Source organism: Clostridium sp. CM027 (assembly GCF_024730565.1).
GTDB lineage: Bacteria > Bacillota > Clostridia > Clostridiales > Clostridiaceae > Clostridium_AD > Clostridium_AD estertheticum_B.
Map to the genome: position 1 here is coordinate 272,160 of NZ_CP077725.1, position 26,652 is coordinate 298,811.

At 28.9% G+C, this 26,652-nt stretch carries 29 protein-coding genes; 25 read left to right on the forward strand and 4 right to left on the reverse strand.

Going from position 1 to position 26,652, the window contains the following annotated elements; all coding sequences use genetic code 11:
- The first annotated feature begins 7 nt into the window (after positions 1 to 7).
- The 17 genes from spoIIIAE to spo0A all read left to right on the forward strand — a co-directional run bounded on the left by spoIIIAE (position 8) and on the right by spo0A (position 15,832).
- Positions 8 to 1,153 carry a stage III sporulation protein AE gene (spoIIIAE, locus tag KTC92_RS01315; RefSeq protein ID WP_216302503.1) on the forward strand — a complete coding sequence of 382 codons (1,146 nt, stop codon included), beginning with the start codon at positions 8 to 10 and terminating at the stop codon, positions 1,151 to 1,153.
- Positions 1,154 to 1,212: 59 nt separating this feature from the next.
- Positions 1,213 to 1,806 (forward strand): stage III sporulation protein AF, encoded by a 594-nt coding sequence (gene spoIIIAF, locus KTC92_RS01320; protein ID WP_216302504.1) that lies wholly within the window; start codon positions 1,213 to 1,215, stop codon positions 1,804 to 1,806.
- A gap of 53 nt (positions 1,807 to 1,859) precedes the next feature.
- A complete protein-coding gene (gene spoIIIAG / locus KTC92_RS01325) occupies positions 1,860 to 2,513 on the forward strand; it encodes a stage III sporulation protein AG (RefSeq protein ID WP_216302505.1) in 654 nt (217 codons plus the stop codon).
- A 38-nt stretch (positions 2,514 to 2,551) separates the two neighbouring features.
- Positions 2,552 to 3,055, forward strand: coding sequence for a SpoIIIAH-like family protein (locus tag KTC92_RS01330; protein WP_216302506.1), 504 nt, complete (start codon positions 2,552 to 2,554; stop codon positions 3,053 to 3,055).
- Between the two features lie 81 nt (positions 3,056 to 3,136).
- Positions 3,137 to 3,526, forward strand: coding sequence for an Asp23/Gls24 family envelope stress response protein (locus KTC92_RS01335; protein ID WP_165412078.1), 390 nt, complete (start codon positions 3,137 to 3,139; stop codon positions 3,524 to 3,526).
- A 98-nt stretch (positions 3,527 to 3,624) separates the two neighbouring features.
- Entirely contained in the window at positions 3,625 to 4,020 is a 396-nt protein-coding gene (nusB, locus tag KTC92_RS01340; RefSeq protein ID WP_216302507.1) for a transcription antitermination factor NusB, read from the forward strand.
- Between the two features lie 146 nt (positions 4,021 to 4,166).
- Positions 4,167 to 5,015 (forward strand): bifunctional 5,10-methylenetetrahydrofolate dehydrogenase/5,10-methenyltetrahydrofolate cyclohydrolase, encoded by an 849-nt coding sequence (locus tag KTC92_RS01345; protein WP_216302508.1) that lies wholly within the window; start codon positions 4,167 to 4,169, stop codon positions 5,013 to 5,015.
- A complete protein-coding gene (xseA, locus tag KTC92_RS01350; RefSeq protein ID WP_220285923.1) occupies positions 5,005 to 6,210 on the forward strand; it encodes an exodeoxyribonuclease VII large subunit in 1,206 nt (401 codons plus the stop codon). The genes KTC92_RS01345 and xseA overlap by 11 nt, the downstream gene beginning before the upstream one ends.
- Complete coding sequence (locus KTC92_RS01355) at positions 6,210 to 6,443, forward strand: exodeoxyribonuclease VII small subunit (protein WP_165412074.1); 234 nt, start codon at positions 6,210 to 6,212, stop codon at positions 6,441 to 6,443. The genes xseA and KTC92_RS01355 overlap by 1 nt, the downstream gene beginning before the upstream one ends.
- Before the next feature lie 44 nt (positions 6,444 to 6,487).
- A complete protein-coding gene (locus KTC92_RS01360; RefSeq protein WP_216302557.1) occupies positions 6,488 to 7,360 on the forward strand; it encodes a polyprenyl synthetase family protein in 873 nt (290 codons plus the stop codon).
- A 157-nt stretch (positions 7,361 to 7,517) separates the two neighbouring features.
- The gene (gene dxs / locus KTC92_RS01365; RefSeq protein WP_216302511.1) at positions 7,518 to 9,380 is read left to right on the forward strand and encodes a 1-deoxy-D-xylulose-5-phosphate synthase; all 1,863 of its coding nucleotides are present in this window, start codon (positions 7,518 to 7,520) and stop codon (positions 9,378 to 9,380) included.
- A 35-nt stretch (positions 9,381 to 9,415) separates the two neighbouring features.
- Positions 9,416 to 10,255 (forward strand): TlyA family RNA methyltransferase, encoded by an 840-nt coding sequence (locus KTC92_RS01370; protein ID WP_216302512.1) that lies wholly within the window; start codon positions 9,416 to 9,418, stop codon positions 10,253 to 10,255.
- A 31-nt stretch (positions 10,256 to 10,286) separates the two neighbouring features.
- Positions 10,287 to 11,168 (forward strand): NAD(+)/NADH kinase, encoded by an 882-nt coding sequence (locus tag KTC92_RS01375; protein WP_165412070.1) that lies wholly within the window; start codon positions 10,287 to 10,289, stop codon positions 11,166 to 11,168.
- Positions 11,137 to 11,589 carry an arginine repressor gene (locus tag KTC92_RS01380; protein WP_165412069.1) on the forward strand — a complete coding sequence of 151 codons (453 nt, stop codon included), beginning with the start codon at positions 11,137 to 11,139 and terminating at the stop codon, positions 11,587 to 11,589. The genes KTC92_RS01375 and KTC92_RS01380 overlap by 32 nt, the downstream gene beginning before the upstream one ends.
- An 11-nt stretch (positions 11,590 to 11,600) precedes the next feature.
- Positions 11,601 to 13,289: a DNA repair protein RecN gene (gene recN / locus KTC92_RS01385; protein ID WP_220285922.1), complete on the forward strand. Its 1,689-nt coding sequence runs from the start codon at positions 11,601 to 11,603 to the stop codon at positions 13,287 to 13,289.
- A 292-nt stretch (positions 13,290 to 13,581) separates the two neighbouring features.
- On the forward strand, positions 13,582 to 14,811 hold the full coding sequence (gene spoIVB, locus KTC92_RS01390; protein ID WP_216302514.1) for a SpoIVB peptidase: 1,230 nt from the start codon (positions 13,582 to 13,584) through the stop codon (positions 14,809 to 14,811).
- Between the two features lie 205 nt (positions 14,812 to 15,016).
- A complete protein-coding gene (spo0A, locus tag KTC92_RS01395; RefSeq protein ID WP_165412066.1) occupies positions 15,017 to 15,832 on the forward strand; it encodes a sporulation transcription factor Spo0A in 816 nt (271 codons plus the stop codon).
- Positions 15,833 to 16,037: 205 nt separating this feature from the next.
- On the opposite strand, the gene KTC92_RS01400 is transcribed toward spo0A, so the two are convergent.
- Positions 16,038 to 16,850, reverse strand: a complete 813-nt coding sequence (locus tag KTC92_RS01400; protein WP_220285921.1) for a hypothetical protein — start codon at positions 16,848 to 16,850, stop codon at positions 16,038 to 16,040.
- Positions 16,851 to 17,144: 294 nt separating this feature from the next.
- On the opposite strand from KTC92_RS01400, the gene spoIIM reads away from it, so the two are divergent.
- The 6 genes from spoIIM to scpB all read left to right on the forward strand — a co-directional run bounded on the left by spoIIM (position 17,145) and on the right by scpB (position 21,993).
- Positions 17,145 to 17,795 (forward strand): stage II sporulation protein M, encoded by a 651-nt coding sequence (spoIIM, locus tag KTC92_RS01405; RefSeq protein ID WP_165412064.1) that lies wholly within the window; start codon positions 17,145 to 17,147, stop codon positions 17,793 to 17,795.
- Positions 17,792 to 18,019 (forward strand): endonuclease III, encoded by a 228-nt coding sequence (locus tag KTC92_RS01410; RefSeq protein ID WP_220285920.1) that lies wholly within the window; start codon positions 17,792 to 17,794, stop codon positions 18,017 to 18,019. Before spoIIM ends, KTC92_RS01410 begins: the two co-directional genes overlap by 4 nt.
- Before the next feature lie 43 nt (positions 18,020 to 18,062).
- Positions 18,063 to 18,941 (forward strand): tyrosine recombinase, encoded by an 879-nt coding sequence (locus KTC92_RS01415; protein ID WP_216302515.1) that lies wholly within the window; start codon positions 18,063 to 18,065, stop codon positions 18,939 to 18,941.
- Between the two features lie 225 nt (positions 18,942 to 19,166).
- Positions 19,167 to 20,348: a D-alanyl-D-alanine carboxypeptidase family protein gene (locus KTC92_RS01420; RefSeq protein ID WP_216302516.1), complete on the forward strand. Its 1,182-nt coding sequence runs from the start codon at positions 19,167 to 19,169 to the stop codon at positions 20,346 to 20,348.
- Positions 20,349 to 20,651: 303 nt separating this feature from the next.
- The gene (locus tag KTC92_RS01425) at positions 20,652 to 21,407 is read left to right on the forward strand and encodes a segregation/condensation protein A (protein WP_216302517.1); all 756 of its coding nucleotides are present in this window, start codon (positions 20,652 to 20,654) and stop codon (positions 21,405 to 21,407) included.
- Positions 21,394 to 21,993 (forward strand): SMC-Scp complex subunit ScpB, encoded by a 600-nt coding sequence (gene scpB / locus KTC92_RS01430; RefSeq protein ID WP_165412060.1) that lies wholly within the window; start codon positions 21,394 to 21,396, stop codon positions 21,991 to 21,993. The genes KTC92_RS01425 and scpB overlap by 14 nt, the downstream gene beginning before the upstream one ends.
- 123 nt (positions 21,994 to 22,116) lie before the next feature.
- Here scpB and ytfJ read toward each other — a convergent pair whose 3' ends face one another.
- Complete coding sequence (ytfJ, locus tag KTC92_RS01435; RefSeq protein WP_216302519.1) at positions 22,117 to 22,539, reverse strand: GerW family sporulation protein; 423 nt, start codon at positions 22,537 to 22,539, stop codon at positions 22,117 to 22,119.
- A complete protein-coding gene (locus KTC92_RS01440; RefSeq protein WP_220285919.1) occupies positions 22,532 to 23,104 on the reverse strand; it encodes a DUF2953 domain-containing protein in 573 nt (190 codons plus the stop codon). The genes ytfJ and KTC92_RS01440 overlap by 8 nt, the downstream gene beginning before the upstream one ends.
- A 99-nt stretch (positions 23,105 to 23,203) precedes the next feature.
- Here KTC92_RS01440 and KTC92_RS01445 point away from each other — a divergent pair, with 99 nt between their 5' ends.
- Positions 23,204 to 24,334 (forward strand): D-alanyl-D-alanine carboxypeptidase family protein, encoded by a 1,131-nt coding sequence (locus tag KTC92_RS01445; RefSeq protein ID WP_220285918.1) that lies wholly within the window; start codon positions 23,204 to 23,206, stop codon positions 24,332 to 24,334.
- Between the two features lie 292 nt (positions 24,335 to 24,626).
- Here the strand turns inward: KTC92_RS01445 and KTC92_RS01450 are convergent, their stop codons facing one another.
- Positions 24,627 to 26,219, reverse strand: coding sequence for a recombinase family protein (locus KTC92_RS01450; RefSeq protein WP_220285917.1), 1,593 nt, complete (start codon positions 26,217 to 26,219; stop codon positions 24,627 to 24,629).
- A gap of 237 nt (positions 26,220 to 26,456) precedes the next feature.
- Here KTC92_RS01450 and KTC92_RS01455 point away from each other — a divergent pair, with 237 nt between their 5' ends.
- Positions 26,457 to 26,609: a hypothetical protein gene (locus KTC92_RS01455; protein WP_165414967.1), complete on the forward strand. Its 153-nt coding sequence runs from the start codon at positions 26,457 to 26,459 to the stop codon at positions 26,607 to 26,609.
- The last annotated feature ends 43 nt before the right edge of the window (positions 26,610 to 26,652 follow it).

Genomic DNA, 26,652 nt, shown 5'->3' on the forward strand with positions numbered 1-26,652 from the left:
GTATAATATGAAAAAAATAATAATAATTTTACTATTTTTAATATGTTTGCCTATTAGTGTACAAGCCACACAACCAGGTAAACTAGGAGAAAAAGAAGAAAAAGAAATAAGCAATTTATATGATTATATTACTAACATAAAAACAAAATATGAAATATTTAATGATATGGACCCACGAACTTTTGTAGAACAATTTATAAAAACTGGTGAAAATGGTTTTAGTTTTAAAGAAACCTCTAATTACGTTATTAGATTCACATTTAAAGAAGTAGTTGCATCAATGGAGTTAATAGGTAGTCTTATGATTATTGCGGTTATTTGCGCGTTACTTAATAATCTTCAAAGTGCCTTTAATAAAGAGGGTTTATCTAACATCGCTTATTTTGCGTGTTACGGTGTAATGATCGTGATGATAACTAAAAGCTTTTATATAGTAGCAGAACTTGCTAAAAGTACTATTCTTAATATGACAGATTTTATGGCGGCACTTATGCCAGTACTAATGATGCTCCTAGCTAGTGTGGGAGGATTTGCAGAAGCGACCTTACTAGACCCTATAATAATGGGTTTTGCTACTCTAAGTTCTAGAATTTATGTAGATATGATCATTCCTATAATATTTATGAGCTTCGTACTTCAATTTGTTAAGAATATATCCAGTGATTATAAGATAAATAATTTAACAAAGCTTTTTAAGCAAATTGCTATTTGGTCACAAGGAATAGTGATGACAGTATTTATTGCGGTAATTACTTTAAGAAGCATAGCAGCAAAAACAATAGATCAAGTTACTATAAAAACAGCAAAGTTTGCAGTAGATAATTTTATACCTGTAGTCGGAAAATGTTTATCTGATGCGATTTCAACAGTAGCCGGATACTCACTTCTTTTAAAAAATGCTATAAGTGGGTTAGGATTAGTTATTATTATAGTAATTGTTTTATTCCCTATTATAAAACTGTTAATTATGGCTTTTTTATATAAAGTAGCAGCTGCATTAATTGAACCAATAAGTGACAGCCGTACAGTAGATTGTATGAATTCAGTAGGTGATTCTATTCTTCTTTTAATGTCCTGTGTAATATCAGTAAGTGTAATGTTTTTCATAATGGTTGCAATAGTAGCTTCAACTGGCAAAGGCATAATAAGCTAATAATCTAGAAAGTGGTTACTATCCTATATAAATTTATTCATAAAGGAGGTGGTGATAATTTGATAGAAGGATTAAAAGTCTGGGTAACAAACATTACCATTGCTATATTTTTTATTACTGCAGTGGAGATGATTTTGCCAGACAATAGCATGAGAAAATATGCTAAATTTGTATTAGGACTGATGTTAATTGTGGTAATTATAAATCCCATAATGAAGATTTTTGATAAGGACTTTGATTTTAATTCTTATTCAAATAAAGCAACAACTTACATGGAGGGTAGTAATACCGAAAAAGATATTAAAAAGTATAAAGATATTAACATACTTAATACAACGGAAAATTTTAAAAAGAATTTAGAGAATGAATGCATTATAAACTTAGAAGAGGAATATCCAGAGAATAAGTATAATGCTGATATAGAGATTGTTTACGATAGTAAAAATCTAATATTTAAGATTAATACGGTTGAAATTGGAATTGTGGAAAAAGGGGTTAAAAAGATAGAAAACATAGAAATTAATACAAAAAGTGTAAATGCATCTAAAAAAAATATTATGCAAGGCGAACAAGGAAACAAAATAAAGAGGCTCCTAAGTAGTAAATTCAAGATATCTGGTGATGCTATTACTGTTTATAAATTAAATTCATAAAACCTATAATTGTTAATCAGTATATAAAAACAAGAAAGGAGGGGGGGGATTCTATGAACAATGATAATTTGCTTAGTAAATTTACTGAGTATATTAAAACAGAATTATTAAATAGTGGTCAAGGCAACAATAAAAACAATAAAATCAAAAAATCTGACAAGTTATTGGGAAACTTGGTATTAGTGATTTTAGTGGCAGTTGTAATAATTTTAGCAAGTAGTTTTTTTAAATCTCCAAAGCAAACTTCAGCTGTCGCAGGCGATGCACAAAATGATAAAATTGTTAAGGAAAATAAAGCACTACAATTAAATGATTATGAAGCACAATTAGAAAGCAAACTTAAATCAACACTTGAAGGGATTCAAGGAGTTGGAAAGGTGCAGCTTATGATCTATTTTGAGAGTGGAGAGGAGAGTGTTCCAGCGGTAAATGTTAATGATTCTAAAAGTCTTACACAAGAAAATGATACAACAGGCGGAAAAAGAAACATCACTCAAGAAAATAACGGAAGTGCTGTTGTTATGTCCAATAATGGAAATGAAAATGCACCATTAATTGTGAAAAAAATTAAGCCTATTATTACTGGTGTATGCGTAGTGGCAGAAGGATCTAATGAAAAAGTCACTGAACTTAGAATTAGGCAGGCGGTAATTGATTTATTTAATTTACCTAAAAACAAAGTTAATGTATATCCTATGAATAAGTAGCATATAATTTCAAAGAAAGGTAGATGGGGGGGAATATTATGAATAAAAAACAGTCTGGTATAATTGTTGCGTTGGTAGTACTTATTGTGTTTGCAGGGTATCTTGCGGCAAAGGTGAATGGACCATTATATGTAAATGATGGTGATTTTAGCAGTGAGAAGAGCGCAATATCTCTAAAGGAAAGTAAAAGTAATTCATCCTATTTTGAAGAAGCAAAATTATCAAGAGATCAAGAAAGTGTAAGCACTCTTCAATCGATTAAAGCTTTAATTGATGATACTAATACTCCAAAAGCACAAAAGGCAACTGCGTCTGAGCAATATCTAAACATATCAATGGCTTCACAGAATGAATCAGACATAGAACTTGCACTAAAAGCTCTAGGGTTTGAAGAAGCAATGTGCAGTATAGTAGATGATAAGGTACAAATATTAGTTAAAAGTGATAAAAAACAACTTTCAGAGGAAGAACTTCGTAGCATTAATGATGTTGTAATGAACAAAACAAAATTAGAAAAAATTGAAGTTAAAATCAAACAATAATAATTGTAAATGCTATATTTATCTGATATAATAAATATAGCATTGTCATGTTTTACCTAAGCTAAATAAGGGGGTACTAATATGGAAGATAAAATTTTAAATGAAACAGAAATGGGCACTGTTAAGATATCCGAGGATGTGGTTAGTGTAATAGCAGGACTCGCTGTTGCTGAAATACAGGGAATCGTTGGTATGAGTGCTAGTCTCGTTGGTGGAATAACTCAAATATTAAGCGGAAAGAAGAATTTATCTAAGGGCGTTAAAGTCAATGTAGGAGAAAGTAGTGCAGTAATTGATTTACACGTTGTAGTTGAATATGGTATTAAAATTCCGGAAGTAACTGAAAAAGCACAAATAAATGTGAAAAAATCTGTAGAGCTTATGACAGGCCTTACAGTAACAGCCGTAAATGTGTATGTACAAAATGTTGTATTATCTAAAACAGAAAAGCTAGAGGAAATAGAAGCATAGTAATAAACACCCTCTGTAATCAGAGGGTGTTTATTACTATGCTTGTTATTTTTATATTAAAAGTATAATTTAGGATGAGAAAATTAGGAGGATTACTAATGAATAGAAGAAAGTCAAGAGAAATAGCAATGAAATTACTTTTTGAAATGTCAATAAATAAAGAAAACTATGAGGATATAATTGAAAATTTTAAAGAGAACACAGATGTTGATTTAAATGAAATTGATATGTCGTATATTACCAAGATGCTAGCCGGGATTCATGAAAATAGCAAGGAGATTGATGAAAATATTGAAAAGCACTTAATTAAGTGGAAGTTGGCTAGATTATCAAAAATGAATCTAGCTATCTTAAGAGTAGGTGCATATGAAATATTATTCGAGGAAGAAATACCAGGTAAGGTTTCTGTAAATGAGGCAATAGAACTTGCTAAGAAATATGGGGAAGATAGTTCCCCAGCTTTTATAAATGGTATCTTAGCGAAGATGATTTAAAAAAGGCAAGATAATTAAATAACAATAAAATAACTAGGGCATCTTTGACTAGTTATTTTTTTTAATAAAAGAGGAATTTTGAAAGCATGTTAGAACTGTATTATAATAACTAGTATTTAAAAAACACATAACAAGGAGAGGATAATATGGGAATTAAAGTTAATGGCAAGGTGATAGTTGAAAAGTACAGAGATGAAATTAAATCAGTTATAAAAGGCGGTATTAGTAAGGGACTTAGGGTGCCATCAATTAAAACCATATTAGTAGGTGACGATGGAGGTAGCACGTCATATGTAAAAAGTCAGAATAACCTCTGCAATAAATTAGGTATATCTTATACTTGTATTCACTTGGATAAAGACGTTGATCAAAAAGATATTGTAGATATTATAGAAAAATTGAATGAAGATAATACTGTGGATGGTGTAATCATTCAATTGCCTTTACCGAAAAAGTTTAATGAGAAGGAAATCACTTCTAAAATTTCATATAAAAAGGATATTGATGGATTAAGTGATGTAAATATGGGCAGATTTTATAAGGGAGAGAAAAGTTTTATTCCTTGCACTGCTTTAGGAGTCATTGAAATGATTAAAAGTACTGGATGCGTTATTAAAGGGAAACATGCTGTTGTTATTGGTAGAAGTAATATTGTTGGAAAACCAGGAGCACAATTGCTACTTAATGAAGATGCAACAGTAACAATATGTCATTCTAAAACAACAAACTTAAAGGAAGTTTGCAAAACAGCAGATATAATAGTTGCCGCAATAGGTAAACCAGGTTTTGTAACAAGTGATTTTATTAAAGAAGGAGCAGTTGTTATAGATGTTGGGACAACAATGGTGAATAATAAAGTAACTGGGGATGTATCTTTTGATGATGTTATTAATCATGCAAGTTATGTTACACCAGTACCAGGTGGAACGGGACTAATGACTACGACAATGCTTATAAAAAATGCTTGCATGGCATGGAGGGATAATGTTTATTAAAGTATTAACAGTAACAGATCTTAATGGATATATTAAGAAAATAATAGACAGTGACTTTATATTAAAAAACTCAAATGTTAAAGGCGAACTATCTAATGTAAAATTGCATTCTAGCGGGCACATATATTTTTCATTAAAAGATGCATTTGGAAAGATAAATTGTGTAATGTTTAAATCGCAGGCTTTTAAACTTAAAATTGCACCTAGAGATGGCATGAATGTTATCATCAGTGGTAGGGTTTCTGTTTATGAAAAAGAGGGGTCTTATCAGCTTTATTGTGACTCCATGGAGCAGGATGGAGAAGGCCAGTTATATTTGACTTTTCAAAATCTAAAAGAGAAATTAGAGAAAAAAGGATTATTTGATAAAGAACACAAGAAAAGTATACCTTCATTTCCTACTAGAATAGGAATAATTACATCCCCAACAGGAGCTGCAGTTAAAGATATTATTAATGTTGCAACAAGACGTAACTTAAAGGTTAACATGCTTATATACCCAACAATTGTTCAAGGTGTAAATGCTAGCGAGAGTGTTGCGCAAGGTGTAAAATATTTTAATGAACTAAAAAATGTTGATTTAATCATTATTGCAAGAGGAGGAGGCTCAATTGAGGAGTTATGGGCATTCAATGAAGAAAATTTAGCAGTCACTATCTATAATTCTAAAATACCTATAATTACTGGAATTGGTCACGAAACGGATTTTACTATAGCAGATTTCGCATGCGACCTTAGGGCGCCGACTCCATCGTCCGCAGCAGAAATTGCTGTGAGAAATTTAAAAGAGTTAAATAATGAAATTAAATCACTTAGAGAACTCTTACTAAAATCTGTGGAATTTAAGGTTAACAAAGAATATAATAAAGTTAATTTATTAAATAAAACTTTGAAAATAAATAGTCCTTTAAATTTTATAGTTAATCAATATATCCATATAGATAATTTAAAAGAAAATCTAAGTTACAGGTTTAATGCGAAAATTTCACTAGAAAAGCAGAAACTTTCCAAGTGCAATGCTCTTTTGCATGCTCATAACCCCTTAAATGTATTGAATAAGGGATATGCGGTACTTCAAAACAATGAAAATGAAGTTATTAGTGAAATTAGTGATTTGAAAAATATAAAAGAGGTGAAAATTACATTAAAGGACGGTAGTGGTAGATTTAATGTAAGAAATTTGGAGGAGTTCTAATGGCAAAGAAAAAAGAATCTTACGAAAATATGATGGTTCGTCTTGAAGAAATTGTAGACCTGATGAATGGGAATGAAGTTACGTTAGAACAAACTATGATTAATTATGAAGAAGGTATAAAAATCTGCAACAGTTTATACAAAATTTTAAATGATACAGAAGGTAAAATAAAGATATTAACAGCTGAAGGTGAAAGGGATTTTATGACTCTTGCGGAGGTCGTTAAAGATTAGATTACACTATATTATTTTTACAACCTATCATGAAAAGAAGGGATATAATGAATATAAAATTGCTAAAAGATGTAGTAGAACACTGGATAAATGATTATTTTGATAATAAACCAGAAATTGACAATAGAAATTTCGAATCGATGATTTATAGTATAAAAGTCGGTGGGAAAAGAGTCAGACCGATTTTAATGATTCTTACATACAATATGTACAAGGAAGATTATAGAGATATTTTACCTTTTGCAGCGGCCCTTGAAATGATTCATACATATTCCCTTATTCATGACGATCTGCCCAGTATGGATAACGATGATTTGCGCAGAGGGAAGCCTACAAATCACAAAATTTATGGAGAGGCAATTGCAATACTCGCAGGAGATGGATTATTAAATGAAGCTATGATTATAATGCTAAATCAATGTTTAGATGGAAGTTTAAATAAAATTAAGGCAAGTGCCTTCATAGCAAAAGCTTCTGGAGCTCAGGGGATGATAGCTGGACAAATCTGTGATATTTTAAGTGAAGGCATCGCAATATCAGAGGAAGAACTTCTGTATATGCATAGAAATAAAACTGGAGAACTAATTAAAGTAGCAATAATATGTGGTGCTATCTTAGGCAATGCCAGTGAAGAAGAGTTAAGTGAATTAAAAGAGTATGGTGACAAATTAGGTTTGGCATTTCAAATTAAGGATGATATATTAGATGTAATTGGAGATGTTAGTGTTTTAGGTAAAAATGTAAAAAGCGACGAGTGTAATAATAAAACTACTTTTATAACCATGTATGGTTTGGAAAAATGTAAGGAAAAGTGTAATGATTTAAGCGAAGAGTGTTTTGAGATATTAAAAAATCTTAAGGTGAATACAAAGTATTTAGAAGAAATGACGGAATTTTTATTAAAAAGGGAATATTGAAAATTTACTAATATTCTTTGATTAATGAACTACACCTTAAATGTCATTAAATTGTATTTTAAGTCGAAACAGCTTTTGAATTAAATATTATTATATGATATAATATCTCCATAAATGTGGGTATGATAATATAATTAATAAAAGAGGATAGATGTATATGAGTAAAATTTTAGATGATTTTAATGACATAAATTCAGTGAAAAAAATGTCTATACAAGAGTTGAATGTTTTTGCAGGAGAAATTAGAAGTTTTCTAATTGAAAAAGTATCTAAAACTGGAGGACATTTAGCTTCTAATTTAGGTGTAGTAGAATTAACATTAAGTTTATACAATGTTTTTAATTTGGATAAAGACAAATTAATATGGGATGTGGGTCACCAATCTTATGTACATAAAATTCTTACAGGAAGAAAAGATAAATTTGATGCACTTAGAAATTTCGGTGGATTAAGTGGTTTTCCTAAAAAAGAAGAAAGCAAATATGATATATTTGAATCAGGACATAGTAGTACTTCTATTTCTGCAGGGCTGGGCATTGCAAGGGCTAGAGATTTACAAAAGGAAGATTATAACGTTATTTCGGTAATAGGTGATGGTGCACTTACAGGAGGTATGTCTTTTGAGGCATTAAATGATATAGGCTTTAGGAAAACTAAAATGATTATTGTGCTTAATGATAATCAAATGTCTATTTCTAAAAATGTTGGAGGCATGTCTAAGTACCTAAGCCAATTTAGAATTGACCCAACTTATAATAGAATAAAAAAAGAAATAAATTCTACGCTTAGAAAAATTCCTAGCGTAGGAGACGGTATGGTTAGTTCAATTCAAAAGATTAAAAATGGAATTAAGCAGGTTATTGTGCCAGGGATGCTCTTTGAGCATATGGGTATTAAATATTTAGGACCTATAGATGGACATGATATTAAAGAGGTAAGCAAGGTATTGAAGCTAGCTAAAGAAATAGACGGACCAGTGATTATTCATGTTATAACTAAAAAGGGCAAGGGTTATAAATTTGCTGAAAACCAGCCACGTAAATACCATAGCGTAGGTCCATTTAACCCCTTAATTGGAGAGCTATGTGGTAGTTCTAAGAAAAGTTACTCTGATGGATTTGGGGAGCAGATTGTAAGCCTTGCAAAGGAGAACAAAAATATAGTGGCAATAACAGCTGCCATGCCTGAGGGTACTGGCCTAGAAATGTTTTCAAAACAGTTTCCTAATAGATTTTTTGATGTAGGAATTGCGGAGCAACATGCAGTTACTATGGCAGCAGGAATGGCATCGCAAGGTTTAAAACCTATTTTTGCGGTTTACTCAACTTTTCTTCAGAGAGCTTATGACCAAATTGTACATGATGTATGCATTCAAAAGTTACCTGTTATTTTTGCTATAGATAGAGCGGGCATTGTTGGAGCCGATGGAGAAACACATCAAGGAGTATTTGATTTATCATATTTATCTCATATTCCCAATATGACAATTATGGCTCCAAAATGTATAAGTGAATTGAAGTCAATGTTAACTTTTGCAGTTAAACAAGATTACCCAATTGCTATAAGATACCCAAGGGGTGGGGATAATTGCAATGTTAAAATGTCTCCTATTGAAAACTTTAAGAGGGGGAAATGGGAAACCCTTTTAGGCGGAGGAAAAATAGCCTTTATAGCTACAGGTAAAATGGTTCAAAATGCTATATTGGTTAGAGAAAAATTAAACAATATGGGAATAGAAGCTACTGTAATTAATGCGTGTTTTATTAAACCTATTGATAAAGAACTACTTTTAGAGCTAGTGAATAAAAAATATTCTTTAGTAACTATAGAGGATAATCTTGTGCATGGGGGATTAGGTTCTTTAGTACTAGAATATGTGAATTCACTTACGACAAAAACAAGGGTCATTAATTTAGGATTTAAAGATGAGTTTATTCCTCACGGAACAGTTGACATACTGTATAAATTACATAAACTAGATGTAGATGGAATTTTTGAAAGTATTTTAGGGTTAGTTTAAATAATGCACTTTAGTGGAGTCTTAAGGAGTTTTTTATGTTAGAAGATAAACAAAGATTAGATGTTCTTGTAGTTAAAAGGGGAGTTCTATTTTCAAGAGAAAGAGCAAAGGAAAATATAATTTCCGGAAATATATTTGTGGATGGTATTATGACTACTAAATGTGGGAAAAAAGTAGATATATCATCTAGTATTGAATTCATAGGAGAAGATATTCCTTATGTAAGCAGGGGTGGATTAAAGCTTCAAAAGGCTATAAATTCTTTCGATATTGAACTTAAAGATAAAGTTTGCCTAGATATAGGCGCATCTACAGGCGGGTTTACAGATTGCATGCTTCAACATGGAGCATGCAAGGTATACGCTATAGATGTTGGAACAAATCAGTTAGGTGATAAATTGAGAGGCGACGTGCGAGTAGTATCCATGGAAAATACAAACATAAGATATTTAAATGTAGATAGTATAGGAGAACTTGCCGATTTTGCAAGTATTGATGTATCATTTATATCCCTGGAAAAAGTTATTCCCAATTTACTTAACCTATTAAAAAATGATGGTAGCGTTGTAGCACTATTAAAGCCACAATTTGAAGTAGGGGTAGGCATCGTAAATAAAAAAGGTGTGGTTAAAAAACCTAGTGAACATGTAAAGGTAATAGTTAGAGTTTTAAACTTTCTGAGATGTCTAGATGTAAAGGTTATTAATGTTAATTACTCATCGATAAAAGGACCTAATGGGAATATTGAATATTTAATTTATTTTACAAAATCTAAAGAGAACTATGTGAATTATATTGAAGATAATATAACTCACATAGTTAGTGAAGCTCATAAAGATTTAAATAGGGTAAGCGAGGATAAAAATAATAGTTGATATATGATATAGAAGGCGGCAAGGAGGGAATATGAAAAAAATTGGCATTAATATAAATACAACTAAGGATGAAGATGGGAAAATAAGTAAGTATGTAAAAAATATTATTAGTAAGTATATAGATGATACTAACATATTTGTATTTAAAGATTCCATTGGCCTTGAAAATATAAAATATAACGATTTAGATATTATTATTGCTTTAGGTGGAGATGGAACTATTTTAAGAACATCGCGAAATTTAAACAACTCTAATATCCCAATTTTAGGTGTGAATATAGGCAATTTGGGATTTCTTTCTAGTGTGGAGTTACTAGAGTTTGAAAATGCTATGAAAAGATTTAGTGAAGATGATTATTATGTAGAAGACAGAATGATGCTTAATTGCACTTTGCCATATCGAGATAAAACTGAAGAATATACTGCTTTAAATGATATAATTGTATCAAAGGGAACACTAGCGAGAGTTGTTAAATATGAATTACACATAGATAATAAGTTTTACATTGAGTTTACAGGGGATGGGCTTATAATATCTACGCCAACAGGGTCTACAGCATATTCATTATCTGCAGGAGGGCCTATAATTTATCCTAACTTAGATGTTATAGCTGTAACTCCTATTTGCCCATTATCTTTATATATGAGAACTATAGTGCTGGACTGTAAAAGTGAAATATCTATAAATATAAAAAGTGAACATGAAAGCATATTTTTGACATTAGATGGACAACGGGCAATAAAGCTAAATAACTATGAGAAAATATTAGTAAGTGTTTCAAATAAGAAGTGTAGATTGGTTAAATTTAATGATTATAATTATTTTGAAATTTTGAGAAAAAAAATAATTTCTAGAACAATGGATTGTGAGGGAGAAAAAAATGAAGATTTCACGTCATGCAAAAGTAATTGAGATTATCCAAGCTAATGAGATTGAAACTCAGGAGCAGTTAGCAGAAGAACTAAAAAACAATGGATTTGATATTACTCAAGCAACTGTATCGAGAGACATAAAGGAATTGAAATTAATTAAGGTTATGAATGCACATGGAAGTCACAAGTATGCAACTAGTTCTCCGGCAGATACCTTTTTATCAAATAAATTGGTTAATATTTTTTCTCAAACAGTTCTTTATGTTGACCATGTAGATAATTTTATAGTATTAAAAACGATTTCTGGAGCTGGAGCTGCTGCTGCTGAAGCTTTAGATTCTTTAAAGTTCAATGGTATTGTAGGTACTATAGCTGGAGATAATACTATATTTATTTTAGTTAGAAAAGAAGAAGAGACAAAAGAGATAATCCAAAAAATTAAAAAAATGATTAGTGAATAGGAGGAGGTAGTATGCTCCTACAATTAAATATTATGAATTTTGCCCTAATTGAAAAGTTAAGTATTAATTTTGAAAAAGGATTTAATGTCCTTTCTGGTGAAACAGGAGCGGGAAAATCAATTTTAATTGATGCTATAAATTATGTATTAGGGGGTAAATTCAATAAGAACTTAATCAGGACAGGTGAAAACAAAACTTATGTTGAGGCAATATTTAGCATTGATACTAAAAATAACAAAAATGCTTTAGATGAGATGGATATTGATTATGAGGACATGGTATTTATAAGTCGCGAAACTTTTCAATCTGGGAAAAGTATTGCAAAAGTTAATGGTAAATCATTGCTACTCTCAAAGGTTAAGTATATTAGTAAAAATTTATTGGATATTCATGGTCAACATGATAATCATAATTTATTAGATAAAGTCAATCATATATTTTATGTGGATTCCTTTGGAACTGATAAAATTCATAAGGTTCTTGTGGGATATAATGAGAAATATGTAAGAATGACTACAATCAAAAATAGAATTAATAAACTTGAAGGAAATGAAGGACAGCGAGAAAAAAGAATCGATTTCTTGAATTACCAGTTAGAAGAAATTAAAAGCGCCAATCTCAAAATTGGTGAAGACCAGGATCTTTTAGAAAAATATGCAATCATTAGCAATGCAGAAAATTTGGAAAAACATTTATCAAAAAGTTATGCATTATTAGATACCAGTGATGAGGAAAATACTTCGGTTTTTTATAATTTAGCTATGGCTATTAGGGAATTAAGAAGTATAGAAAAGCACATGGAAAAAATAAAATTAATTGCAGACTCTATAGAAGAAAGCTATTTTAATATAGAGGAAAATATTACGGATTTAAGAAACTTAAAAGAGACAATTTATTATGATGAAAAAGAATTAGAGTATATGAATAGTCGAATAAGCCTGATTAACACTTGTAAGAAGAAGTATGCACCTACCATTGAGGAAATTTATGAATATAAAGAAAAAATCCAAATTGAATATGAAGAATTAATTAATAGTAGTGATATAATCATTGTTCTTAAAAAAGAAAAAATAGCTCTTGAGCGTGAAATGAAAATTATAGCAGATCAGATTCATGAAATTAGATCTGATACAGCAAAAAAACTCCAAGGTAAAATAAAAGATGAATTAAATTATATTGGCCTTGAAAAAAGTGAGTTCTACATAGAAGTAAAACTCGTAAATGAATTTTATGAAAATGGCTGTGATAAAGTTCAATTTTGTATATCTACTAATCCTGGAGAACCACTAAATCCATTAGAAAATATTGTGTCTGGTGGGGAATTATCACGTATAATGCTTGCACTCAAAACTGTATTCGTTAATAAGGATGAAATACCTACTGTTATATTTGATGAAATAGACACTGGTATTAGTGGTAGAATCGCGCAATGTGTTGCAGAAAAGATGTATTCAATATCATTAAACCATCAAATCCTTTGTGTAACACATTTGCCCCAAATAGCTAGTATGGCAGATACAAATTATTTAATATCTAAAAATGTTTTAAAAAATAAAACTTATACCAATGTTATAAAAATGAATGATGAAGAAAAGCAACAAGAAATAGCTAGAATGATTGGTGGTACACAGGTTACTAAATTAACCTTGGAAAATTCTAAAGAAATGATAAATATGGCAAAGAAACAAAAAAAATATTAATTTTGTTATTTAGGTTAGCATAGTTATAAAAATAGGTTAATAGGGAAAAGTAAAGTCATAATTTTATGGCTTTATTTTTTTCGTTTTTTTTAACCTAAAGTATAAAGCCTCTAAGTTTGTATAATTAATAAAAATGTAAAAATAATTGCAATAGAGGGTAATTTTTTTAATTTAGTATAAATTAGTTTTGAATCTATGTCTTTGACTATTTTTGAATTAATGTTATAGCATAATATGGAGAATTCGAGGGTAACTTAAAGTTATAAATATAAGAGAAAAGGAGGTAAAGCTTATGAAGAAAAGGTTAAATATAATATGTTGGATTATAACACCTTTAGTAGTAATAATTGCTTTAAGTGCGTATCTTAAAGTCCAAAATAAAATTGTTGCAGCATATGATAGACCAATGGAAACATTATATTCTAACAAACTTGTAAAAGTAAAAGACGATAAAGACATTATTCTTAATAAACCAGATATAAATAATAAAAAGAAAAATGAGAAAAAAGTTAATTTAGAAAATAGCTTAGAAGTTGAATCAACATTTATAAAAGACAAATCAGATTTAATGGTTTATCCAGGAGGACAACCAATTGGTGTTAAATTGAATACTAAAGGTGTTTTAGTAGTAGCTTTATCTGATATTCAAGGTATAAATGGTAAAACACCAAGTCCTGCCGCAAATGCAGGTGTACAAATAGGTGATAGTATAATAAGTATAAATAATGTTGAAATAAATCATGCAGAAGATGTAATAAGATTTATAAATAAAGAAAAAAATACAGAACTCACTCTTAAATTACAACGTAAAAATGATTTAACATTTTTTCAAGTTAAAATTAAACCAACTATTGATTCAGAAGATGGAAAACAAAAAATTGGTTTATGGGTACGCGACTCAACTGCTGGTGTAGGAACATTAACGTTATATGATGATAAAACTAAAAAATTTGCTGCGTTAGGTCATCCTATTACAGATGCTGATGCCGGAACAATATTGAATGTTAATAATGGTGTGATTATATCATCTAATATTGTATCAGTAAAAAAAGGAACAAGAGGAACTCCAGGAGAGTTAAGAGGACTTTTCATAGATGAAAGCAAAATAAAAGGTCAAATAACCAAAAATACTGAATGTGGTATATTTGGAGAAGGAACTAAAAGTCTTATAAATAATAAATTTAGTAAACCTATGAAAATAGGACTAAGAAATGAAATTAAAGAAGGAAAAGCTCAAATTTTAACCACTATAAATGGTAGTGAACCACAATTGTTTCAAATAGAAATTCAGAAACTATTACCTCAAAATAAATCCGGATCGAAAAGTATGGTCATTAAAATTACAGATCCTAGGCTTCTAGAAAAAACTGGCGGCATAGTGCAAGGTATGAGTGGTAGTCCAATAATTCAGAATGATAAGATTATTGGTGCGGTAACCCATGTTTTAATTAATAAACCTGATTTAGGATATGGAATATATATAGAATGGATGTTGAAAGATGCAGGTATTTTATCAAATTAACTAGCATTATTTAAAAAAAGGGGTTAAAATAGATATTAAGCAATAAAGGATAGCGGATGCTATCCTTTATTTTATAAAAAATGATAAATAATGATAAATAATTATTTATTTGTAAATTTTCTTAATATAAGAAGGAATTGTAATTCTTTTGTCGAATTAATATTTGTTAAGATATGGGAATTTATTTATAAAGGGGAGTTATAATATGGAAGAAGCTAGAATTAGTGTGCTTATTGCAGATGATAATAAAGAATTTTGCAATATTTTAAATGATTATTTATTAAGCCAAAGAGATATTATGGTTACAGGTATTGCAAAAGATGGAATAGAAGCTCTTAAGTTAATAAAAGAGAGAAAGCCTGATTTGGTAGTATTAGACATAATAATGCCACATTTAGATGGTCTTGGGGTACTAGAAAGATTGGGTAGTATGGACCTTGAACCAATACCAAAAATAATAGTATTATCTGCAGTTGGGCAAGATAAGATTACACAAAGAGCTATTGCATTGGGAGCAGATTATTATGTAGTAAAACCATTTGATATGGAAGTTTTTACAAAGAGAATAAGACAAATGTTTAATAATACAATTTCAAGTGATAACAGCAAAAAATCAATATCTTTTATTGATACATCTGAAACTAGAAAAAGTAATCATAACGAACCAATGGATTTAGAAGCTGAAATTACAAATATAATTCATGAAATTGGCGTTCCAGCTCATATTAAGGGATACATGTATCTAAGAGAAGCAATCACTATGGTAGTTAATGATATTGAACTTCTATCCGCAGTGACGAAGGAATTATACCCATCTATTGCTAAAAAATTCAACACAACTGCTAGTAGGGTAGAAAGAGCAATAAGGCATGCTATAGAAGTAGCATGGGGACGTGGTCAAGTTGAAACAATAAATAAAATATTTGGTTATACCATACATAATGCTAAAGGTAAACCAACCAATAGTGAATTTATAGCTATGGTAGCCGATAAGTTAAGATTACAAAACAGGGTTTCTTAGCCTTATATAACGACGGTTTCAGACCGGTTTGTTTTTTATCGAAGTTAATTATTTAGTTAATATTGAGTTATAAACCAAAAACTAATAGACTTATTCATTTATTAAGTAAATGAATAAGTTTATTTTTATGGAAATAATTGATACTCATAAAATGTAGTAGATTAGCCAATAGTTTCATAGGGGATTTTGATATAGAAATATGAGTTTATTTTTTGAAAATCATACTTCTTATTATATAAATTCTATTCGGAGAAGCGTATCCCATAGCTAAATAGGACTTTCCATATTCTAAAGCAAAAGTTAAACCCTCACTTTCTCCTGGGTTATTAAAATGATAAGTTGCAATTATTATACCTTCATAATTTAATATTGTAATCTTATTATTTGTATATAAATAAATGTATTTGCCATCTGTTTCTAAGCCTTGTGGAACACCTTGCGTAGCAATATTAAAAGTATTTATTACATTCATGTTGGCTAAATTTATAATAGTAAATGTTGGATTACCAATATCAGCTCCACTTGAAATGGTATGGAGTATTAAATAATCATGGACATTATCTATAGCAAGTAAGGCTGATGTTCCCAAACGTTCATAGCTTAAATTACTTAATATTGTACTTGTAGTATAATCAACAACATAAATATGAGTTAAATTAGTTCCTCCACCATTAGCAATATAAATTTTGTTTGTTTTGGTTCTATATCCAAGTTCAGCACAATGGCCTAGAGACATAGATGCTGTTTCACATATTTTCTTTCCTGACATATCATATTTAATTATTTTCCCGTTTCCAGCTCCTAAATCAAAGCCACAATAAAAATGTCCATCAAAAAATGTTAATCCTTGAAAATTTTTAGTGGATGGAATACGAAATAGTAATTCATATTGAAATTTTTCTGTTTTATTATTCGGAGATATTCTGTCATTTTTAATAGCAAATGTTAAATTATTATCGAAAGTATTAATAGATAAGGCCAAGGCACACACGCATAAGTATCTTCTATAAGTTTTCAATTTAATAACACCTACCTTTTATTTTATAGTATGTTTATAATCATAAATTTTAATGCTAGCGATTTCTGGGACATGGCAAAAAAATATTCACTTATGTAGTAAAGTAAATTAAATATGCATATAACCATCTTTGATATCATAAATATGAATTAAGTTATAATATTGCAGCACCGCAGGTGATAATTTAATTCATATAAGGGGGATTTTAGCATACATATAACGTAAGTGAATTTTAACAATATATTATGAATAGCTAAAAAACAAGCAGAATGATCAACAAAAGGGGGAAAAATTATGTCATCTAATACTTTAATGGGAAACATAAACAAACATATACAAGAAAATTTTTGGCTATATATTATAAGTATTCTTTGCGTATTTACAGGTATAATTTTAGGAATCTACAGTGTGAAGTACATGGGGGATTTTGAACGAAATGATTTAGTAAATTACTTGATGAATTTTATTGATCCTTCAAATACAAGTGGGATTAGTTATAAATTAATATTTTTACAATCGATTAAAAATAATCTGCCTGTGATTATTTTTCTTTGGTTTTTAGGTTTAACTATTGTCGGGATACCAATAATTATAATTATTGATTTATTGAAAGGATTTACAGTTGGATTTACCTTTAGCTTTATGATTAGCGGCCTAGGAAAGAATGGCATTGGTATAGCAATACTAGGGGTGATACCTCAGAATTTAATTTATATTCCATGCATTATTTTTGCATCTGTAGTATCAATGGAATTTTCTATAATGCTACTTAAGAGTAAGTTCAATAAACAATGGACAAGTAGTTTATCTAGCAGAATAATATATTATAGTGCAATATTCATTGTAATAATAATTTTCTTGTTTATAGGGATAATTATAGAATCTTATATTGCACCGCATTTTGTTAAAAATCTTATTAATAATTTGGGAGCAGTAAGCAAATGAAGCATAAGGATGTATTGCACTTTATAATGTTAACAATAAAATGTTTTGTGATTTTACTAGTAATTGGAATTTACTTGCCTAAAGCTGTGGATTACTTGCTTCAAAATTTAATTAATAATACAAAAATCTACAAAAATAGTGTTGTAGTTTACAAATTAGTTGATAATAATTATAAATTAATTTATAATTATATTCTTACATTTTATTTATTCTTTAGAGTATAATGTATGTATATATTAATATTCTCTATAATATGGGAGATACATTATGAATGATTTATTAAAAATCTATAGCGATAATTTAAAAAACAATAAACTAACGAGAAATACTATTGAAGCTTACACTCGAGATGTTAAACGTTTTATTGAATTTATAGAATATAAAAATGAAAGTATAAAAACGGTTGATTGCATAACAATAATGGCATATTCTGAGTATCTTAGAAAAGAAGGTCGTGCAAATAGTTCCATAGCAAGAAGTATAGTTTCCATCAGAAATTACTATAAATATCTTATTAAAAACGATTTTGCAGAACATGACCCAACAGCCTATTTTTCAATTGCAAAAATTAAACGAAATATACCTCAAATTCTATCTATCGAGGAGATAGATGAATTATTAAATCAACCAGAAGAGTCAACGATTAAAGGATGTAGAGATAAAGCAATGCTAGAATTAATGTATGCTACAGGCATAAAGGTTTCAGAACTTTTAAGTTTAACAACATATGATATTAATTTAGAATTGCTATACATAAGGTGCAATAATGGTAAGAAAAATGAAAGAATAATTCCTATTGGTACCCAGGCGGTTAGATGTCTATCGCAGTATTTAAAGACAAGATCTATTATAAACTTAAATAATTTAAGTTTACTCTTTTTAAATATAAAAGGGGATAAAATGACAAGGCAAGGCTATTGGAAAATTATTAAAGAGTATGCTAAAAAGACTAATATTAAAAAAGCTATAAATTCTTATACAATAAGACATTCATTTGCTGTGCATTTATTGCAAAATGGCGCTGGTATAGCCTCAGTTCAAGAACTATTAGGTCATAATAGTATGTCTACAACTCAAATTTACTCAACTATAGTTAAAAAGAGCAAAATTGCTGAAATTTATAAGAATACTCATCCTAGAGCATAAGATAAATGATTTAACTACAATGTAGAATTTAAATAGAATATAGAAAAATCCGCTTTCACTAATTATGAAGGCGGGTTTTTATTTTTGTTTTTAACTATAATAATTTTTTTATTTTATTATAAATAAATAGTGATAATATTAATGCAAATTGGTAAAAATAATGTTATGAATTTTAATCAACGCAGACATTTTTGTCTAGCGAAAAGTAATAAGAGGAGGATACATATGAAAAGGAACTTTAGGAACGTATTATGTTTAATTTTAACGTTGATTTTTACAACACAGTTTTTCTGTCTGCCAGCTAAGGCAGAAGGAGAAAATAAGGATGATAAAGGAATTGTAGTAGAAGCAAAGTCAGCACTACTAATGGAACCATCCACTGGCAAAATAATATATGAAAAAAATTCTCATGAGAGATTTGCACCAGCATCAGTAACTAAAATAATGACTATGTTATTAGCTATGGAGGCCATAGATTCTGGTAAGATTAAATTACAAGATAAGATAACCGTAAGTGAAAACTCGAAAAAAATGGGTGGAAGTAGTATGATTCTTGAAACTGGTGAAATTAGAACCGTGGAAGAAATTTTAAAAGGGATTGCCATTGCATCAGGAAATGATGCAGCAGTGGCAATGGCAGAATATCTAGGTGGCAGTGAAGGTGCTTTTGTAAATATGATGAATGAAAGAGCAAAAAGTCTTAATATGAAAGATACTGCTTTCAAAAACTGCACTGGTCTAAGTGCAGTAGGGCATTTTACAACTGCCTATGATATTTCAATTATGTCTAGAGCGCTATTAAAACATCCTAAAATATTAAAATATTCAGGAACCTACATGGAAACTATTTCAGAGGGCAGAAAGTCACCTATAGGTCTTGTAAATCATAATAAGCTTGTTAGATTCTTTGCTGGATGTGATGGACTCAAGACTGGATTTACAAATGAGGCAATGTATTGTATGTCTGCGACTGCAACACGAAGCAATGTAAGGATGCTTGCAATAATTATGGGTGCGCCAACTTACACAAAAAGAAATAGAGATGCTAGCATGTTAATGAATTACGGATTTACAAAATTTGAGACGAAAAAAGTAATAGCAAAAGATCAAGGATTAGAAAAAGTAATTTTAAATAAGAAAGGTGATAAGTTCCTAATAGCTAAAGCACATAAAGATTTCCTTATAACCCTTGAAAAAGGTAATAAAAATAAAATAACTAAAAAATTTGTTATGAAGGAAGGTTTGAAAGAGTATAAAAAGGATGTCGCAATTGGATTTTGTGAAATATATGTCGATAATAAGTTAAGTGGTAAGATTGTTATTTACAGCGATAGGGATATAAAAAAATCTAGAGTGTGGGATAATATTAAAAATAACTTTACAGACTTATTTGATAAGGCGATTTAACAAAACTTTATAGTAGTGTTTACAGATTTATGTAGATATAAAAATATAGCTTCTGGGCAATAAATTATTTGCTTAGAAGCTAAGTTTTTATAAAATAATATACTTTAGGAATTAAAATGTCAGACTTAATTGGGAATATTACAAATATTAAAGGACTTGAAAAGTGTAATATGAAATAAAACAAGCTAGTAAATTGACTAGTTATTTTTCCAAAGATGAATTATACTTAGAATAGACTTGATATAAAGAAATCAAAGTAAAACTTATATTTCTTTAAAATTATTTATTTAGGAGAGAGTGTACATGCCATTAAGTATAAAGGTAACTAATTTTGAAGGCCCATTTGACTTGTTATTACATCTTATTAAGAAAAATGAGATGAACATATATGATATCAATATTGTTGAAATCACAAATCAGTATTTGGGGTGTCTTAAAAGTATGAAGGAAATGGATTTAGAGGTGACATCAGAATTCATAGTTATAGCCGCAACTTTAATTGAAATTAAATCGAAATATTTGTTGCCTAAAAATAAAGAGGATCATAGCGAAGAAGAAGAAATTGATGTAGAAAAGGAATTGCTAAATAAATTGATAGAATATAGAAAATATAAAACTATAGCTGAAAATTTAAAGGTGTTGGAACAGGGTACAGGTATAATGATTAGTAAAAAACCAGAAATAATTGAAGAGGATAATGAAAACACTAAGGAAATGGATTTTTTGAAAAATATTACAATGCTTGATTTGTACAATTCATACAATAATTTAATGCAAGTATATATAAATAAAATGAATACTGATAATATTATAAATAAAAAAATCCTATTAGATGAATATAAAATAGAAGATAAAATGGAGGAATTAAAAAGAGAGCTTGAATGTTTTGGAAAAATTCATTTTACAAAGTTAATATATGGATATTCATCAAAGTTAGAAATTATTGTTACGTTTCTAGCATTACTTGAGCTTATAAAGATTAGAAGTGTGATAGTAATTCAAGAAAGTAATTTTAAAGATATATATTTAGAAAGGGTAAATGAATATGAACGAATTTAACACTAAACAATTAGAGATTGAAGAGGTTTCTACTAAAAATATATATTTTTCTATTATAGAATCATTGCTGTTTGTTGCCGGTGAATCATTAAAGCTAACTGAAATAGCGAATATATTAGAATGTAGCATTGGTTTCACAAGAGAATTAACAAATGAATTAAGAGCAAAATATGAAGAAGAGCAAAGAGGAATTAAAATTATAGTAACTAATGATGAATACCAATTTGTTACAAAATCTTGCAATAGTGAATATGTACAAAAGCTATTAAAGACAAGTATTAGACAATCTTTATCTCAAGCGTCTATTGAAACTTTAGCAATAATTGCGTACAAGCAACCCATAACCAGAGTGGAAATCGAGGAGATAAGAGGAGTTAAGAGCGATAGAGCAATTTATACATTGTCAGATAAAAAATTAATTAAAGAAACTGGACGAAAAAATGTTCCGGGAAGACCAATTATTTATGCAACCACGGATGAATTTCTTAAACATTTTGATTTTCAGAGTCTAAATGAAATGCCTTCTTTAGAGGAGATTAACAAAGAAAAAGTACAACAAAATATTGATAGCAATCAAACTGAGTAGATATTTTTTGAAGGCAACTGATGTATACACTTATTAACCCCACTATAATAAAATTTCCAGTGGAAAATTCTTATTATGGTGGGGTTAATATTTTTAATATATAATTTGAACAATTAAGAGAAGTTATTCAGAATACTTATCGCTATCTTCGCATTCTGTATTCTTATCACAACTATCTTTAAACATACCCTTAATAATATCGATAACCTGTGGTACAGTATCAACGATTTTATCATATGTATTTTGCTGATCTACAGGCAATAGTCTTACTGAATCGTTTTTAACAACTAAAAATGCAACGGGCTTAACAGTGACTCCAGCTCCAGAACCACCACCAAAAGGATAGTTATTACTTGAGTCAGAAGACGTAACACTATTGAATTCACTACCTCCAGATGCAAAACCAAAACATACTCTTGAAATAGGGATAATTGTAGTCCCATCTAATGATTGGATAGGTTCTCCTACAATGGTATTCACATCTATCATATCTTTTATGCTTTCCATCGTGCTCCTCATCAAATTTTCAATTGGATGATTATCCATGTATATTTCCTCCTTTATATTTTTTTATATTCATTTTGTTATGTTTTATGGTTATAAGGCAAATTAACATAATAAATGCTATATAAGTAATTTTTGCTAAATTGACGTAAATTATACTCGAAATTTCCATAACAAAATCATTTTTTTTAAAATGAGGGTTAACTTTAAGATCAATATTTTTAACTTTTACAAAATCTGTTAATATTAAATACAAAAAACTATAAGTTGAATGAATTAAGCCAAATAAAATAGCGACCAATGCAGCATCATCAAATCCATATTCTAGTTTAGTATTTAAAGTTAATGTTGGTTTGAATTTTAATTTCTTAATTTTATAGGTAATTAATTTTATATCGCTTAAAATTAAAGACTTAAAGAAATTTTCTTTTAGGCTACCTTTTAAATCATTTTTATTACCATTTTTTAAAACTTTTTTAACCTTTAATTTCTTATTATAAATGTAAATTCCCAAAATTTTGTTTGAGTACTTAAGGGTTATTTTTAAATGGATTGGAAATAATATAATTATTATAGTTAAAAGAAATACTATTATACATTTAAACATCTTAACCTCCCAATCTATCTAATAACTGGTATTATGTCCAATAATTTATAAAAATATCAACTTGTGTATATAATATTCAAATTTAAGAGAGGTGAAATAATGAGAAAAAATTTTAAAGTATATTTATCATTATGTTTAAGTTTGTTTTTTCTATTTTCGTCATTTGTTGAAAATGTTTTTGCAGAGGATTTATATGTTAATGCTATAAGTGCTATAGCAATAGATGCTGATTCGAAAATTGTTTTATATGAAAAAAATGCATATACACCAATTGAAATTGCAAGTACTACAAAAATACTAACGGCGCTTGTAGCAATAAAATGTGGAGATTTAAACAAGAAAATAATTGTATCAGAGAAAGCAGCATCTATACGCGGTTCAGAAATAGGATTAAAAAAAGGCGAGGAAGTAACCTTAAAAGAATTGTTGTATGGACTCTTGTTGAGATCTGGAAATGACGCCGCAATTGCAATTGCTGAAGGAATTAGTGGAAGTGTTGATGAGTTTTCAAAGCTTATGAATGAGTATGCTTTAGAAATTGGATTATTGAATAGCAACTTTGAGTCTCCTCACGGGTTAGACAGTGCAAATCACTATTCTACAGCGTATGATTTAGCTTTAGTTACTGCAAAGGCAAAAGAAATTAAATTTTTTAATGATATAGTAGGATCTAAAGATGTGGATGGTAAACAGAATAACTTTACTAGAAGTTACCACAATATAAATAAAATTTTATATCTTTTACCAAATTCAACAGGAGTAAAAACAGGATCTACTGGAAAGGCAGGTAAATGTTTAGTAACTTCTGTTAAAATTCAAAATAGAGATGTTATTATAATTACACTAAATTGTACACCTAGATGGAAGGAAACTGAGAAAATAAGTAAGTTTGTTGAAAAAAATTATGAATACAAAAAAATAATCAGTAAAAATGACATTTTAGAACATCTAAGCATAAAAGACGGAGTGGGTAATGTTGAAATAGTAAGTAAAAGAGATATTATAATTCCAGTAAAAAACAATCAAAAAATAGAAGTTAAAATTAGAAAGCCACTAAATGAGATTTATGCCCCAATACATGAAGGGGAAGAGGTTGGTAGGATAGATGTATATGCAAATAATAAACTCTTATTTACAGAAGCCTTAGTGGCTAAAAATTCTATAAAAAAGAAAAATAAGGTTAGACAAGAATTTGATAAAATTAAAGATTTAATTATACCTAACAAATAAGAGAGAATATAAGTCTCTCTCTTATTTGTTAGAAAACTTTAACAGTGTACAAATACAATTTCTGGTTATTTTTCAAGGTGATTCATTGATAATAATGATTTATATAATTTAGATTTTTCTAATATGTGGGAATGATTAATTATGAATATTAAATTTAAGTTGTAACAAATTTCACAATTTCAAATATTTTAATAGTATAGTACTTTAGGAGGTTAGAATGATGAGTTATGAACCCTACGATTGCATTGATGTAGGAAGTGAATTTTGTCCTTGCCACACTAAACTGCGATAATCAGTTTAGTGTTTTAATTTTTACAATGCCTCTAGCGCCATCCCAGTATATTGAGTTTACAATATTATTAATTAATAAGCGTTTGTTATTAAAATCTAAGATATCCATTATTGATGAAAAGCTATTTGAAGAATTTAAAAATTTATCTACAATCGGATTATTATTTTTAAATTTATAGGAAGTAGAGGCTAAGTCTTTATATTTAACACTTAATTTTTCTAATTCAATTCCTAATTTGTAAATTTGAGGCCTTATATATTTGGATATTTCATTGTCCAAAGATAATTGATTTACTAGAATATCTATTTGATCTTGTTTTATATTTATTTGTGATGATAAACTCTCTATTTCAGATTGTACCAAATTAGTTTTTGATAGTTCGCATTTTATTTTATTTAACTCCTCTAATAAAATATTTCTTGAAATTGTGATATTTTTTAAATTATCTATAACTACCTTTTCGAGTTCATCTACGCGTACATTAGGATTATTACATCGCTCGCCTTTTGAATAATCTTTAGTACTACAAACATAATACTGGATTTTTTTATTAGTTGTTGCACTAATATGACCATGTTTAACAATCATACTTTTACCACATTTAGAACATTTTAAAATTCCGGTAAGTAATGCTGCTGCAGAGGTTCCGAGCCGTGGTGCCTTGTTTTTATTATCATCTAATATTTGTTGAACCTTAAGCCAATTGAAAGCATCAATAATTCCTTCGTGTTTAGAAATAGCAGCTATCCATTCAGTTATATCTCGTTTAATCCTAGCACCTTTACTCTTATTATAAGTTATAATACCTTGTTTATCATTAGCTTTTCCCATTACATTCATGCCAATAAGCTGAAGGTGATTCATAACAGCTTCATTTGCTCTAACGTAAAGGGGGTTTCTTAATATAAGTTGAATCCTTTTCTTATTAAAGTCAGCGCCGTTTTTTGTTTTAATATTCTTTTTAAAGATGAAAATAAAAACCTGGCTAATAGATTTATACTGTAGATATTTATCATAAATAATTTTTACTACATCTAATTCCTTTTTTATGGGTGATAATGTATACATAGATTTTTCTCTAAAGTCACCATCCAAATAGGATAGTTTTCTACTTTCATACCCCAAAGGGGTTTGACCTCCTAACCATCTTCCACTTTTAGCGAGTTCTAACATATTGTCACGAACCCTTTCACCAATAGTTTCACGTTCTAGCTGCGCAAAAACAGATGCAATATACATCATGGCACGGCCCATAGGGGTTGATGTATCAAACTGTTCATTAACACTTATAAAGCTAATGTGTAAACTATCTAATTCATTTATAAGAGTAGTAAAATCAGAGATATTCCTACTAATTCTATCCAGTCTATAACAAATTAGTACATGAAATTTTTTTTCCCTTGCATCAATGAGCATTTTTTGAAACTGAGGCCTTTTGATATTTTTTCCTGAAAAACCTTCGTCCTCATATATTATAAATTTTTCGATTTCTAAATGATTGCATTCATGTTTACATAATTCAATTTGGTTAATTATCGATTCGCCTTTTCCTGTGATTTTTGATTTTCTGGAGTATATAGCGGCAATTTTCAATTTATTACTCCTTAATAATTGATTTATAAAATTTATAAAAGCTTATATAAGCATTATAAATAATTATGATATATTCTATAAACTATAATTTCTTCACAAAATAAAGATATGTATTTTAGAAAAATAATATTACGTAATCATGTATATAATTAAATATATATAGGTATATACATGATTACGTAACACTAAGGTTAAAGATGCATACTATAATATAATAGTTTATTTGGAGGATTATAAATGAAAGTTAATTCTACAATTGTTTTAGAATTAAATAAAAAAGAAGTAGAACTCTTGGATGAGCAGTATACAAGGACTGTTGCGAAAATAATAGCTTCAGAGCTTACGTTACAAGAAATGAACGAATTAATAGAAAAGTTAATGATTAGCTAAGATATTTCAAATTGCAGGAAAAACAGCACTACAATAAAAAGGA

What these genes read in the sequence shown, in the direction of transcription:
- scpB (WP_165412060.1), top strand. Translation starts at nt 21,394, where the DNA reads ATGAACGAATTTAACACTAAACAATTAGAGATTGAAGAGGTTTCTACT.
- spoIIM (WP_165412064.1), top strand. Translation starts at nt 17,145, where the DNA reads ATGTCATCTAATACTTTAATGGGAAACATAAACAAACATATACAAGAA.
- KTC92_RS01335 (WP_165412078.1), top strand. Translation starts at nt 3,137, where the DNA reads ATGGAAGATAAAATTTTAAATGAAACAGAAATGGGCACTGTTAAGATA.
- KTC92_RS01425 (WP_216302517.1), top strand. Translation starts at nt 20,652, where the DNA reads ATGCCATTAAGTATAAAGGTAACTAATTTTGAAGGCCCATTTGACTTG.
- dxs (WP_216302511.1), top strand. Translation starts at nt 7,518, where the DNA reads ATGAGTAAAATTTTAGATGATTTTAATGACATAAATTCAGTGAAAAAA.
- spoIIIAE (WP_216302503.1), top strand. Translation starts at nt 8, where the DNA reads ATGAAAAAAATAATAATAATTTTACTATTTTTAATATGTTTGCCTATT.
- spoIVB (WP_216302514.1), top strand. Translation starts at nt 13,582, where the DNA reads ATGAAGAAAAGGTTAAATATAATATGTTGGATTATAACACCTTTAGTA.
- nusB (WP_216302507.1), top strand. Translation starts at nt 3,625, where the DNA reads ATGAATAGAAGAAAGTCAAGAGAAATAGCAATGAAATTACTTTTTGAA.
- KTC92_RS01440 (WP_220285919.1), bottom strand. Translation starts at nt 23,104, where the DNA reads ATGTTTAAATGTATAATAGTATTTCTTTTAACTATAATAATTATATTA.
- KTC92_RS01420 (WP_216302516.1), top strand. Translation starts at nt 19,167, where the DNA reads ATGAAAAGGAACTTTAGGAACGTATTATGTTTAATTTTAACGTTGATT.
- KTC92_RS01355 (WP_165412074.1), top strand. Translation starts at nt 6,210, where the DNA reads ATGGCAAAGAAAAAAGAATCTTACGAAAATATGATGGTTCGTCTTGAA.
- KTC92_RS01445 (WP_220285918.1), top strand. Translation starts at nt 23,204, where the DNA reads ATGAGAAAAAATTTTAAAGTATATTTATCATTATGTTTAAGTTTGTTT.
- KTC92_RS01370 (WP_216302512.1), top strand. Translation starts at nt 9,416, where the DNA reads ATGTTAGAAGATAAACAAAGATTAGATGTTCTTGTAGTTAAAAGGGGA.
- recN (WP_220285922.1), top strand. Translation starts at nt 11,601, where the DNA reads ATGCTCCTACAATTAAATATTATGAATTTTGCCCTAATTGAAAAGTTA.
- KTC92_RS01410 (WP_220285920.1), top strand. Translation starts at nt 17,792, where the DNA reads ATGAAGCATAAGGATGTATTGCACTTTATAATGTTAACAATAAAATGT.
- xseA (WP_220285923.1), top strand. Translation starts at nt 5,005, where the DNA reads ATGTTTATTAAAGTATTAACAGTAACAGATCTTAATGGATATATTAAG.
- KTC92_RS01330 (WP_216302506.1), top strand. Translation starts at nt 2,552, where the DNA reads ATGAATAAAAAACAGTCTGGTATAATTGTTGCGTTGGTAGTACTTATT.
- KTC92_RS01375 (WP_165412070.1), top strand. Translation starts at nt 10,287, where the DNA reads ATGAAAAAAATTGGCATTAATATAAATACAACTAAGGATGAAGATGGG.
- KTC92_RS01415 (WP_216302515.1), top strand. Translation starts at nt 18,063, where the DNA reads ATGAATGATTTATTAAAAATCTATAGCGATAATTTAAAAAACAATAAA.
- spo0A (WP_165412066.1), top strand. Translation starts at nt 15,017, where the DNA reads ATGGAAGAAGCTAGAATTAGTGTGCTTATTGCAGATGATAATAAAGAA.
- spoIIIAG (WP_216302505.1), top strand. Translation starts at nt 1,860, where the DNA reads ATGAACAATGATAATTTGCTTAGTAAATTTACTGAGTATATTAAAACA.
- KTC92_RS01380 (WP_165412069.1), top strand. Translation starts at nt 11,137, where the DNA reads ATGAAGATTTCACGTCATGCAAAAGTAATTGAGATTATCCAAGCTAAT.
- ytfJ (WP_216302519.1), bottom strand. Translation starts at nt 22,539, where the DNA reads ATGGATAATCATCCAATTGAAAATTTGATGAGGAGCACGATGGAAAGC.
- KTC92_RS01455 (WP_165414967.1), top strand. Translation starts at nt 26,457, where the DNA reads ATGAAAGTTAATTCTACAATTGTTTTAGAATTAAATAAAAAAGAAGTA.
- KTC92_RS01345 (WP_216302508.1), top strand. Translation starts at nt 4,167, where the DNA reads ATGGGAATTAAAGTTAATGGCAAGGTGATAGTTGAAAAGTACAGAGAT.